This is a genomic window from Labilibacter marinus, from assembly GCF_001659685.2.
Taxonomy (GTDB): Bacteria; Bacteroidota; Bacteroidia; order Bacteroidales; family Marinilabiliaceae; genus Saccharicrinis; species Saccharicrinis marinus.
Genome location: NZ_LXYE02000029.1, coordinates 22,939 through 35,669 on the forward strand (window position 1 = coordinate 22,939; position 12,731 = coordinate 35,669).

Genomic DNA, 12,731 nt, shown 5'->3' on the forward strand with positions numbered 1-12,731 from the left:
AACTATACGTTATAAATATTGGCTTTATATTTCAATAGGTTGGCCGGTAAGCAAAACCAGTCACAGGTTTCTTTCAATCCTTTTTCTATGTCATAATCGGGCGTAAAACCTGTTAATTCAGTTATGAGGCTATTGTCGCCCCAGAGTCGGAATACTTCTGATTTTTCTGGGCGCAATCGCTGTTCATCAGTGATAAACCTGACATCCGATTTCATTATTTTTTTAATTAAATCAAGGGTGTCTTTCATGGATATTTCAAAATTGGAACTAATGTTAATTTCTTTTCCAATTGTCTTATCGTTTTCGGCTAGGGCAATAAACCCTTTACAAGTATCTTTTACAAAATTAAAATCACGCGTAGGAGATAAGTCTCCCAGTTTTATTTCTTTAACCCCGTTGGCTATTTGTGTAATAATAGTTGGTATTATTGCTCTTGCCGACTGTCGAGGACCATAAGTATTAAATGGTCGAGCGATGGTAAGGGGCAGATTAAATGCATTAAAGAAACTCATGGCCATGGCATCAGCACCAATTTTAGATGCAGAATAGGGTGATTGTGCTTGTTTCGGGTGCTTTTCATCAATAGGCACGTATTGTGCAGTGCCATAAACTTCTGATGTAGAAGTATGAATTACCCTAATGTTACCGTTTTCTTTTGCTGCCTGACATATATTTAGTGTGCCGGTAACATTGGTGTCAACATAACTACTTGGCGCAATATAGGAGTAGGGAATCGCTATAAGTGCAGCCAAATGAAAAATAATATCAACTCCTTTGGTTATTTCTTTGCAAAAGTGAGGATCGCGGATATCTCCGGATACAACCTCAAGCTTGTTATTCTCATCTATATCTTCTAACCATCCCCAATTATTAAATGAATTATATTGCGAAAGGGCTTTTACTTTATGGCCTTTTCGTAGTAAAGCCTCTGTTAAATGTGAGCCGATAAAACCATCAGCACCTGTAACTAATATTTTTTTCACAGTAATTTTGTTTTTTCCCATTTAAGCAATGTGCTTAAGTGCCCAAGTCGCTTGTTGCCTCTTGGAGTTGTTGTATCTATTACTTCAAAAGAACAAGCGTATTCATGTTTGTCTATTTGAAAGCCACTAAAGTTTTGACGACTGGTAAATGATAACGTTATGAGATACTTACCATGCCCAATAGTTCTTCGTGGAATCTTTAATTGAAAACAATATTGACCAGGTTCTAAAGAGTCCATGCAATTTGGTTGGAAATCATAGGTATCAGACATTAAAACCATGGTTCCGTTATCTTTTGTTAAATCAAACCAACCGTATAAACCTGGTATTGCTTGTCGTGAAGTGCAAATTATTTCAATATTTATTTCCTCATCGCATTCAAAGGATGTTTGTATCTGATGAGTTTTATCTAATACTCTAATAGAATCTACTTGAAAGGGTTTGCTTTTGTCTTCAGGAAAGCTTGATGTAGAACCAACTTGACTATTAATCTGTTCTTTCAGATACTCGTCAATTATGTCATTAGTATTTCCGCTTTTGTGCAACATGCCTTGTTGCATCCATATGGTGTTTGGGCATAGGGTTCTTATTGATGGCATATTATGACTCACAAAAAGCACAGTCCTACCTTGATTGGTACTCACATCCTGCATCTTACCAATGGCTTTTTTCTGGAATTCAGCATCACCAACAGCCAATACTTCATCCACCACTAGTATTTCAGGCTCCAAGTGTGCCGCAATGGCAAAACCCAGACGTACCGTCATACCGCTAGAGTATCGTTTAGTAGGGGTGTCTAGATATTTGGCTACACCAGCAAAATCAACGATGGCGTCGAGCTGTTTGTCTATTTCCCATTTACGCATACCCATAATAGTACCGTTCATATAAATATTTTCGCGGCCTGTCATCTCGGGATGGAAACCTGTACCTACCTCTAATAAGGATGCTAATCGGCCTTTTACTTTGATACTACCAGTAGTAGGGGAGGTTACACGGCTGAGGAGTTTTAGTAGGGTACTTTTACCTGCACCGTTTTTACCTATAATACCCAGTACTTCACCTTCTTTTACCTCAAGATTTATATCTTGTAAGGCGGCTACCAGTTCTCCTTTTTCGGCTTTTTGGGTGCGGTCGTTTACATGACCTATCTTGGCGTAGGGGTCGTCTTGTCCGAGGATGTTCATTCGTACAAAGCGGTTAAGGTCATGGGAGAGGGTACCTGTGCCTACTTCGCCGAGGCGGTATATTTTACTGAGGTTTTCTATTTTGATTACAGTCTTCATGTCATCTAATTTTCACGAATTAACGCGAATTTTATTTTATTGCTGCTTGCGCAGTCTTATTTGTCGCGAATTAATGAAAGGTATTTATGATTCGCTTATATTGTAAACTGGTCTTTCCAAAATTAATTAAAACACCTAGTTTCTTATTTGTTGCTTTTAGGTAGTTAATCAATTGAGATTCATGAGCAGATGTTAAATCACTCAATGCCTTAAGTTCAATAATTATTTCATTATAGCAAACGAAATCAGCCTTATAGTATTTATCAAGTTTTTCACCCTTGTAATAAATGTGAATAAGACTTTCTCTTTCAAATGGTATGTTTTGTAGCTTAAGTTCTTTTTCTAAGGCTTCTTGATATACAGGTTCCAAGAAGCCATTTTTTAGTTCTTTGTGAACCTCCATTGCGGCTCCAATAATCCGATAGGATTCATTTTTGAATAAAAGATCATGTTGCTTAAGAAGTTCGGGCATTTCATATTCGATTAATAAATTATCGCTAATTATTTTATTCGAGTAAATTAGTAATAATTAGGTGACAGACTATACAGTATCTATAAAGTTACGTTCTGTTTTATGGAAGATGACTATTCCTGATACGAGTAATACGATAGCTACAACAACGCTATATAATAGGTTTGGCCAGCTAAAGTGTCCTGCGCCTAAAAAGGCATATTTAAAACCTTCAAGTATAGGGGTGAAGGGATTGTATAAAGCAATGGTTTGTAAACGAGGATCTTCGATGGTACTTACCGGGTAAATCACCGGACTGGCATACATTAATAATTGAACCCCAAAGGCCAATAAAAAGGTTAAGTCGCGGTATTTAGTTGTAAGACTTGTAAAGATGATACCAGCTCCCAAACCGTATGCAGCCATGAGTAGGATATATACCGGTAATAAAGCGATGTTCCAGTTAGGGTTTACGCTAACATCTCCCACAATGATATAATAGGCATAAACGGCCAAGAATAATACAAACTGTATCAAGAATTTGATGAGGCCACTGGTGACCTTAGCAAAAGGCATGATGAGCCGCGGGAAATATACCTTGCCAAATATGCCGGCATTTTCGGTAAATGTTTTGGCGGTGGTGTTAAAGCTCTCTGCAAAATAGTTCCAGATAGTGATACCTGCTAAGTAGAATAAGGGCTGCGGAACACCATCGGTAGATATTTTAGCAATATTACCAAAGACAACAATATATATTAAGGTTGTCATGATGGGTTGCACTATAAACCAGATAGGGCCAAGTACGGTCTGTTTGTATACGGTGATGATATCTCGTTTTACAAACATGCTGAGCAAATCGCGGTAAGCCCATATCTCTTTAAAGTTGATGTCGAATGCGTGCCTTTTGGGGCGTATAATTAAATCGTAATCTTTCAATGTTGCGGTGTTTAATTGTTCAAATGTTGATTAGTGGTTGATAGCTAATTTGTGATTAGGTTATTAGTTGTGTTGTGATATGGTTTTAAGGTATAGGGTTCAGGGTATAAAGGTGCTACGATTTAACGGTTTATCTAATTGAATGTTAGTTTCTGTGGGTCTTGCCTCGAATCGTAGATTCTTAGTATTTCAATGTGCTTTCTATTTGTTCGGTAATATAGCGAGTTGTGTTTTGTTAATACACACTTTCTAATTTTCAACGATTTATATATTACTGGAAATTGTTTTGGGTTTTCAGCAATTTGATTCAGTAGAAACGTTGTTTTGTTGATAAATTGTAAAGCAACTTTATTGTTCCATTTTCTACTCAAATAATTCAGTATTCCTGCAAAATCATGTTCGGAAGAGGGAGACCAAACTATTTGTTTACTCATCCGCATGTAATTTTTTATACTTTTTTATTATATCCTCATTCAAGATATGTTGTCCTTCATCGAGTTCATCAATGGCTTTATAGATTCCTTTTTTTTGAGTTTCAGATAGTAATTTCCAGTCAGAGGTGTCTTTTTGTCCATTTATGTAATTACTTAATAGCCCATAAATATCCTCTAAGCTACTATTGTCAAGCGTATCAACTTGTCGGAAAATCATTAATTTGAGTTCTGCAGCATTCATGTTGTTGTAATTTTAACTTCTATAAATTTAACGATTAAAAGTTGCTTCGCAGTTGTTTTTGTCCACAGATTAAGAGGATTATACCATTTTTTTTTAGCGTCTACTATTAGCCGAAAGGTGATATAATTCGTTTGATTTAGGGTTAATTAGTGGTTATTAGCTAATTTGTGATTAGGTTATTAGTTGTGTTGTGATTTAGTGTTAAAATTCAAAGGTGTAAAGGTATAAGGTTTAATTGTGTAACGGTACAATGGTTTAAAATGATTGGTTGTTGTTTACTGCCCACTACCTACTACTTTTCTGTCTACTATCTCCGTGTTCCTTTCTCCTATTTTCTATAGTCTATAATCTACTGTTTCTTTTGGTAATACTGCTTTTATATCATAGATGATGGATGATTGATCTGTTTTATATTTTTCCAGGTCCATCTCTAGGAACTCGCTATGTGCTACGGCCAGAATAATGGCATTGTATCTTTTATCGTTAAGGTCGCTTTCATTGTTGATGCAGTCTAGCTGATATTCCTTGTTTACTTCCGTAATACTGGCCTGTGGGTCGTAAATGTCTACCTTGCACCCTAACAAGTTTAATTCATTGATTAAATCAACCACCTTGGTATTTCTAATGTCAGGACAATTCTCTTTAAAGGTAATGCCTAAACAAAGTACTTTACTGTCTTTGATGGTATGACCAGCCAGTAGCATTTTTCTGATGATTTGTGAAGCGATCCAAACGCCCATACCATCGTTCATTTTTCTGCCTGCTAAAATAATATCTGGCGAATAACCTGTTTCTTGTGCTTTTTGTGCCAGATAATAAGGATCTACACCAATGCAATGTCCACCTACTAAACCTGGTCGGAAGGGTAGGAAATTCCACTTGGTGCCAGCTGCTTCCAATACCTCATTGGTATCGATGTTTAGCTTTGAAAATATGATGGCCAACTCATTTACAAAAGCAATGTTTATATCGCGCTGACTATTTTCGATCACTTTAGCAGCTTCTGCTACTTTAATAGATGAAGCTTTGAAGGTTCCTGCTGTGATGATCGATTTATATAAGCGGTCAACTCTTTCTGCTGTTTCAGGGGTTGAACCTGAAGTCAGCTTTAATATTTTTGTTAATGTTCTGACTTTATCACCTGGGTTAATTCTCTCTGGAGAATAACCAACAAAAAAATCACTGTTAAAATTTAAGCCACTTACACGCTCTAGTTCTGGTATACATTCCTCTTCGGTTACACCAGGATAAACCGTAGATTCATAAATCACCAAATCGCCCTTTTCTAAATTTAAGCCCACTGTTTCACTGGCTTTTATCAACGGACTTAAATCAGGGTGATGATTTTTGTCGGTAGGCGTAGGTACCGTAACAATAAAAACATTGCAGTCTGAAATAAAATTTCTGTCGCTGGTCAGTTTTAGATAGTTATTATTGGTTTTATTATCAATAACAGATTCTAATTCTTCACTACTGATTTCAAGTGTGCTATCATTGCCTTTTTGTAGTTCGGATACTCTATTGGAGTCAATGTCGAGTCCAATTGTACGGTATTTTTTAGCAAATTCTACCGCTAACGGAAGCCCTACATATCCTAATCCTACAATGGCAATTTTTGTTTTTTCGTTATTAGTACTCATGAAATTAGTAGAGGAATGTTTTTAAGTTTTTAGTTATTAGGGATTAGTTGTTAGTAACTAGCTCTTACTTACAGGCTATTTGCTAAACTCTAAAAGCGGAGCGCACTAATTACCTATTGACCGGAGGCTGCGCCTCCTTTACCACCTCACCGCAGCTTTTACATATTCAAAAGCTCTTTCAATTCCTTCGTCAATAGTGAGCTGATCGGTATCGATAGTGAGCTCAGCATCATCAGGTCTATCAAAGGGAGCATCTAGCCCTGTAAAGTTTTTTATTTCACCTGCCAGGGCTTTTTTATACAAACCTTTAGGGTCTCGTTTGCTACAAGTATCAAAGCTGGCATCTACAAATATTTCAATAAAGTTCTCTGTTCCAATGATCTCACGGGCCATATGGCGTATGTCGTTGGTAGGCGATACAAAAGCATTGATGGTAATGATACCACAGTTTAAGAATAACTTGTTAACTTCTGCTATACGACGAATGTTTTCTGTTCTGTCATCGTTGCTAAAACCTAGGTTTTTATTGATTCCGGAACGTATATTGTCTCCATCCAGCACCTGTGTAAAATAACCTTTCTCGGCCAGTTTCTTTTCCAGACCACTTGCCAAGGTACTCTTGCCCGATCCAGAAAGACCTGTGATCCAAACTACTTTTGCATTTTGTCGGAGGTAATGTTCCTTCTCAGAACGACTAAGGTATATGTTGGTTGGATGGATGTTAGTCATACATTTAGTTGTTAGTGATTAGTTTTTAGCTCTTAGGAATGTTTATTTTAGACTATTTATTAAGCCGTTCAACATTTTTCCAATTTCATCAGCTTTCATTTCTAATTCCACAAGAGTTTCTCTCGTAATCCAATTTCTTAAATAAAATAGATTTAAAACAGTAATTGTTTCGTACAATGAACCTCTCGAATAATAGAGGAATTGTTTGAATTCTTTCGGGGAATACCTTCCTTTTCCTTCTGCAATGTTTTGAGCAACAGAAGCTGAAGACGCTTCAATTTGTTCTATTAAACGAAAATGTTTCTTCTGAGAGTTTAGTGATTCCGTGGTTTTTATTACTTCGTTTGCAAAATTCAGAGATTTTTGCCAAACTAATAAGTCTTTAAAACCAAAATTACAGTTACTCATGAATATTTTTTAACTCTAGAGCCTAAAGCGTAGCGTCCTAATATCTAACATTTCCTGCCCTTCAGGCAGTGCTTCGCCACCCTCAGTCCCAATTACGAGATGAGTATGTGGTATTTATATGTGATTGACTTCCTCTTATGATGACAAAAAGGAGTCAAGGTTTAAATCATGTTTTTTCTATGGTAGCGTCGTTTAAATCGACGACCAAAGTATAACCAATGTTCGAAATATTCAGATATAGTTTTTTTGTCCCCTGCACAGAATTAACAACGCCTTGTATACCTTTTAGCGGGCCAGAGGTTACAGTAATTTGCTCTCCTTTTTTAATATTTCTGGCTTCTATATTAAATTCAATTTTATTATCGATGGTACGTTGCATGGCAAGCATCTCATGCTCAGGTATGGCCAAGGCATTTCCCTTGTTTGCTACATAGGCTACGATGCCATTCACTTCAAATACAGTGCGATATTGGTCGGGTGTAATTTTAACAAATATATAAGAACTTATAGCTGGTGTTTCTACCCATTTTTTGCGGTCGCTCCATTGTTTAAGCTCCCTTTTCATAGGTAGGTAATTGGTTATTCCAAGTTTGTTGAGCCCTTCTGCTGCTTTCTTCTCAGCTCTTGACTTGGTATAAAGGGCGTACCAAGTAAATGTTGTTGTGTCTTCTTTCAAAATTCTTCGATTTTCGAACAAGCAAATGTATAAATTTTTTGATAGTTGAGTAGAATAATAGGCTAAAAAAGCGCTGTTTTTGGGTGGTTTAAAAGTTGCGTTTGAATATCAGGGGGTTGGCAGGAGGTGGTATGGTGATGTTGAGGATTGCAGGTGTATAGGTAAATGGTGATGTAGGTTAATAGGTTTTTAGATCATTGGGTTGATGGGGTAGAGGTACAAAAGTTAAAGGTACAAAGGTTAAAGGTTAAAGGTTAAAAGTACAAAGGTGCAAGTGTGTAGTGGTTCAGAGCTTGCTAATGACTGTGTACTGATGATTGCCTACTAATAGCTGCTCACTCCTTCCTCCGTTCTCCGATTTCCCTTCTCCTTTTATCAACTTTTATTGTCGAAACCCTGTTCCAAAACATCAAATATAATTCATTGCTAAGCGATACCATTTGGCATTCTTTGCTAACTTTGGCGGACTTAAAAACAAGAAGGATAATTTCTATCCACATTGAAGAATTTTAAATACTAATCATAAAATATTTAGATAAGATGTCAGAGTTTATCTACCAAAAGCCTTTTCCAATTAAGGCTGACACTACAGAGTATAGGTTATTGACCAAAGATTACGTATCAACCATTGATGTTGATGGCAGAAAGATTCTAAAAGTAGATCCTAAAGGACTTGAATTGTTGGCTAAAGAAGCGATTGGTGATGTTTCATTTTATTTACGTCCGGCTCACTTACAAAAGCTAAGCAATATTTTAGAAGATAAAGAAGCTTCTGATAATGATAAGTTTGTGGCACATACCATGTTGATGAACCAAGTGGTAGCTGCTGAAGGTGAATTACCTACTTGTCAGGATACAGGTACAGCTATTGTGGTAGCTAAAAAAGGGGAAGATGTATATACGGGTGCTTGTGATGCAGAATATCTTTCAAAAGGAATTTACGAAACATATAAAGATAGAAACTTACGTTATTCGCAGGTAGTTCCTCAAACAATGTTTCAGGAAAAAAATACGGGTAATAACCTTCCTGCACAAATCGATATTTATGCCGAGCAAGGTAATAAGTATGAGTTTCTATTTTTAACTAAAGGTGGTGGTTCTGGTAACAAAACATTTTTGTATCAGCAAACTAAGAGTCTTTTGACAGAGGAGAACTTAACTAAGTTTGTTGAAGATAAATTAAAGGATTTAGGAACATCAGCTTGTCCGCCATACCATTTAGCTTTGGTTATTGGAGGTTCATCTGCTGAGACTACTTTGGCTACTGTTAAAAAAGCTTCAGCAGGATATTTAGATCATTTACCAACAGAAGGTAATGATTCTGGACAGGCTTTCCGCGATTTAGAGTGGGAGCAAAAAGTATTGAAGATTTGTCAGGAGAGTAAGATTGGTGCGCAGTTTGGCGGTAAGTATTTTGTACATGATGTACGTGTGATTCGTTTGCCTCGTCACGCCGCTTCTTGTCCTGTTGGATTAGGCGTGAGCTGTAGTGCAGATAGAAACGTAAAAGGTAAGATTACCGAAGAAGGAATCTTTGTGGAGCAGTTAGAGAAGAATCCATCTAAGTTTGTGCCAGAAAGAGCGCCTGAATTAGCTCCTGCGGTAGATATTGACCTGGATCAACCGATGGAAGATATCTTAAAGGAGTTAACCAAGTATCCTATTAAAACCAGATTGAATCTATCGGGTACTTTAATTGTAGCGCGTGATATTGCCCATGCTAACATCAAAAAAATGTTGGATGAAGGCAAGGAAATGCCAGAGTACATGAAAAATCATCCTGTATATTACGCTGGTCCTGCAAAAACGCCTAAAGGAATGGCTTCAGGAAGTTTTGGGCCAACTACGGCGGGTCGTATGGATCCTTATGTAGGACCTTTTCAAAGTAAAGGTGGTTCTATGATTATGGTAGCCAAAGGAAACCGTTCGCAACAAGTTACCGATGCTTGTAAAGAGCATGGTGGTTTTTACGTAGGTTCTATCGGAGGTCCTGCTGCTATCTTAGCTAAAACAAGTATTAAGTCGGTGGAAGTAGTTGATTTTCCAGAGTTAGGAATGGAAGCGGTTCGAAAAATTCGTATCGAGAATTTCCCTGCTTTTATTATCGTAGATGATAAAGGAAACGACTTCTTTGCAGATATGAAGTAGACTAGCTGTTGCTTATTAGCTAATAGTTAAATTACAATATAATAGAACCGTGCTTTCGAAAGAGAGTACGGTTTTTTTTGTTTAAGGGTACAATGGTACAAAGGTATAAAGAAATATGGGGCGCTTAGTTTGGGTTAATCGTCATTGTTACAGTAGTCAACGCTTGTTATGTTATCTGAATATCTGATTATTTGTAATGCAAGGTATTAGGATGAATGATAGTGTTTTAACCTTTTATCTTTCACCCATAGTACCTTTCGTCCTTTCACCCTTTTTTCTTTTAATTGCAACTTCCAGAGGATGAACAAGACGAGCAAGCATCGGGAGAACAGTCTTTCTTCGATTCTATCATAGCCTCGGTAAAATCTCTGAGTAGGCCGCGTTTTAAATGGTCTATGTTTTCATCTACCACATTACCTCCTGCTTGGTAGACTTCAATTTCGTTCTCGAATAAAATTTTAGCAGCCATAGGGCGTAGGTTGGGCGTTATAATGGCTTGTATCTCCAGTTTTTTAATTTCACTGATAGACATGTAAATGCTATTGGCATCATTGAGTGAGTATATGGATGAAGAATTATTCTTCATATCGTAGATACAATAGTGTTGCGCTTTGTAAAAGTCTCCTGCTAATAGCTCTTTTTTTAGGCTTGTTTCGCCCATAATTGGTAAGCATACTTTCATCTTGTCTTTTATTTAGAGGTTAATAATAATACGACTAAATCGTGGTTCTTTTTTCTGGTTTTCTACAAAAATGTAGGATGATCTTATGATGACTATCATTCTATCTTGTTGAAAAACAGTATTGAAACCTGTTTTTAGTCATTTGCCTATGATATATGGTTCAAGCGCTGTGCCATTTACAAATAGGAAGTGTGAAGATGGTAGCGGGGAGATTTAAGAGTGTAAAATTGTAGGGCAATAGAAACTAAGGTCAATAGTCATTGAACATTGGTGGTTTTTAATGCAAAAATCCTGAAAGAATTAAATCTAAATAGCTCTGTACAAAGTGCCGGGTTATGATTCTAATACTATTAACAACCACAAAGTAGTTGCATTTTAAAACCACCTCCCCACTCATTCTTCGCGGTACTCCTCCTTAAAAATGAGAACTCCGTAGCACTTTTCCCTCCTGAATTTTAAGAGGGGTGCCGAAGGCAGGGTGGTATATTAAATATTTGTATAAATGCGATTGCCGTGCGGTATAAGGTAGCAAAGGTGATGTAGCGGTTTTTGAAATGGTAATTTTGAAATGGTGAATTGAAAGAATAACTACAATGAGATTACGATACCACGTGTTATGCTGATACCACGATTACTTCAACTCATCATTTTCTAGGCTTTTTAATATCTAGGCAAACCTATTTTCAAAAAAAGTAAAAATAGAGTAGGGGTAAAACTTCATCACTATTGTCCTTATAACAGAAACAGGAAGTCAAACTTAAAATATAGCATCATGAAAAATTTAAATAATCAATTTCGCATTTTAATGGTTTGTACCATTTTATTTATGATGATTGGTATTATACCAACTTCGTTGCACGCATCACCATGGGCTGCTGAAGATGTTTTACCAGATACATTGAACACGGTTCAGTATAGAGGTAAAATTATGGATAGTAAATCAGGAGATCCTCTGGTGTTTTCAACGGTAACTATTGAAGGAACTAATATTGCCACTGTATCTAACTCTGAAGGTCGTTTTTTACTGAAGGTTCCTAAGGATATGCCAGTGAGCACTAAAATAATGATTTCTTACCTAGGGTATAAAAGTATGGACATTCCTTTGTCGGATTTAAAGCCAGATAATAATAAAATTCGTTTGGAGTTGTTGTCTATTTCTTTGTCGGAAGTGAACGTAGCGCCTAAAGATGCCCACCAAATCATTCGAGAGGTAATTTATAAGAAACGAGAAAATTATATGCAAGATCCTGTTCGTATGACTGCCTTTTATCGTGAAACTATTAAGAGAAGGCGTACCTATGTTTCATTGGCCGAAGCTGTTATAGATGTTCATAAACAACCTTATTCAGGGTATAAACTGGATGGATTAAAGTTGTATAAAGCACGTAAGGATGCTGATTATAGCAAGATGGATACAGTAACATTTAAATTGCAAGGTGGGCCATATTCCACGCTCATGTTGGATATAATGAAAGATCCTTATAGTATTTTATCTACAGAGGAATTGGATTATTACGATTTCAAATTAGATAATATCACGAAGGTGAATAATAAGATCATTTACGTGGTAAACTTCAAGCAAAAAGAATATATCGAAGATCCATTGTTCTATGGTAAATTATATATTGATGTAGATGATATGGCCATTACCAGTGCCAATTACAGCATTAATATTGAGGATAAAAACAAAGCATCGTCTATGTTTATTAAACGTAAGCCTGTTGGTGCCGAGGTGTATCCTACCGAAGCTAGTTATTTGGTGAATTATAGAAAACAAGATGGTCGTTACATGTATAGCTATTCTCGCGGACAGATTACCTTTAAAATTAATTGGAAGAAGAAAGTGTTTAACACCTTCTACACTTCAACTATAGAAATGGTATCTACCGATTGGAAAAAAGCAGAAGAAAAGCAGTTTAGAGTAAAAGATCGCATTAAGCACAATATTATATTACAAGATCAACAAGAAGGTTTTAACGATCCCCAGTTTTGGGGCGACTATAACGTTATTGAACCTGAAGCATCTATTGAGTCTGTGGTGAAAAAGATTAAGAAGCGTTTAGAGAAAAGAGAAGATAAATAGGTGTTCCCCCATAGTTAAATCCGAACATTCAATA

General features: G+C 36.6%; 13 protein-coding genes. 2 read left to right on the forward strand and 11 right to left on the reverse strand.

What is annotated here, in order from left to right; genetic code table 11:
* Positions 1-2: 2 nt before the first annotated feature.
* The 10 genes from A8L32_RS12145 to A8L32_RS12190 form a co-directional block, all read right to left on the reverse strand.
* Positions 3-983 carry an NAD-dependent 4,6-dehydratase LegB gene (locus tag A8L32_RS12145; RefSeq protein ID WP_198931769.1) on the reverse strand — a complete coding sequence of 327 codons (981 nt, stop codon included), beginning with the start codon at positions 981-983 and terminating at the stop codon, positions 3-5.
* Positions 980-2,269 carry an ABC transporter ATP-binding protein gene (locus tag A8L32_RS12150; protein WP_075590624.1) on the reverse strand — a complete coding sequence of 430 codons (1,290 nt, stop codon included), beginning with the start codon at positions 2,267-2,269 and terminating at the stop codon, positions 980-982. Before A8L32_RS12150 ends, A8L32_RS12145 begins: the two co-directional genes overlap by 4 nt.
* Positions 2,270-2,339: 70 nt before the next feature.
* Positions 2,340-2,741, reverse strand: a complete 402-nt coding sequence (locus A8L32_RS12155) for a GxxExxY protein (RefSeq protein WP_075590625.1) — start codon at positions 2,739-2,741, stop codon at positions 2,340-2,342.
* 69 nt (positions 2,742-2,810) lie between these two features.
* Complete coding sequence (locus tag A8L32_RS12160) at positions 2,811-3,656, reverse strand: ABC transporter permease (RefSeq protein WP_075590626.1); 846 nt, start codon at positions 3,654-3,656, stop codon at positions 2,811-2,813.
* A 134-nt stretch (positions 3,657-3,790) separates the two neighbouring features.
* Positions 3,791-4,096: a type II toxin-antitoxin system RelE/ParE family toxin gene (locus A8L32_RS23850; RefSeq protein ID WP_083631304.1), complete on the reverse strand. Its 306-nt coding sequence runs from the start codon at positions 4,094-4,096 to the stop codon at positions 3,791-3,793.
* Complete coding sequence (locus tag A8L32_RS12170) at positions 4,083-4,331, reverse strand: hypothetical protein (protein ID WP_075590628.1); 249 nt, start codon at positions 4,329-4,331, stop codon at positions 4,083-4,085. Before A8L32_RS12170 ends, A8L32_RS23850 begins: the two co-directional genes overlap by 14 nt.
* Before the next feature lie 335 nt (positions 4,332-4,666).
* Positions 4,667-5,971, reverse strand: coding sequence for a nucleotide sugar dehydrogenase (locus A8L32_RS12175; protein ID WP_075590629.1), 1,305 nt, complete (start codon positions 5,969-5,971; stop codon positions 4,667-4,669).
* A 138-nt stretch (positions 5,972-6,109) separates the two neighbouring features.
* Positions 6,110-6,700, reverse strand: a complete 591-nt coding sequence (cysC, locus tag A8L32_RS12180) for an adenylyl-sulfate kinase (RefSeq protein WP_075590630.1) — start codon at positions 6,698-6,700, stop codon at positions 6,110-6,112.
* Between the two features lie 42 nt (positions 6,701-6,742).
* Positions 6,743-7,108 carry a four helix bundle protein gene (locus A8L32_RS12185; protein WP_075590631.1) on the reverse strand — a complete coding sequence of 122 codons (366 nt, stop codon included), beginning with the start codon at positions 7,106-7,108 and terminating at the stop codon, positions 6,743-6,745.
* A gap of 166 nt (positions 7,109-7,274) precedes the next feature.
* A complete protein-coding gene (locus A8L32_RS12190) occupies positions 7,275-7,784 on the reverse strand; it encodes a UpxY family transcription antiterminator (protein ID WP_075590632.1) in 510 nt (169 codons plus the stop codon).
* A 540-nt stretch (positions 7,785-8,324) separates the two neighbouring features.
* Here A8L32_RS12190 and A8L32_RS12195 point away from each other — a divergent pair.
* A complete protein-coding gene (locus A8L32_RS12195) occupies positions 8,325-9,932 on the forward strand; it encodes a fumarate hydratase (protein WP_075590633.1) in 1,608 nt (535 codons plus the stop codon).
* Positions 9,933-10,212: 280 nt separating this feature from the next.
* Here the strand turns inward: A8L32_RS12195 and A8L32_RS12200 are convergent, their stop codons facing one another.
* Positions 10,213-10,614 (reverse strand): NifB/NifX family molybdenum-iron cluster-binding protein, encoded by a 402-nt coding sequence (locus A8L32_RS12200; protein WP_143525088.1) that lies wholly within the window; start codon positions 10,612-10,614, stop codon positions 10,213-10,215.
* Between the two features lie 772 nt (positions 10,615-11,386).
* Between A8L32_RS12200 and A8L32_RS12205 the strand changes: the two genes are divergently transcribed.
* Positions 11,387-12,697, forward strand: a complete 1,311-nt coding sequence (locus A8L32_RS12205; RefSeq protein WP_075590635.1) for a DUF5686 and carboxypeptidase-like regulatory domain-containing protein — start codon at positions 11,387-11,389, stop codon at positions 12,695-12,697.
* Positions 12,698-12,731: the final 34 nt, after the last annotated feature.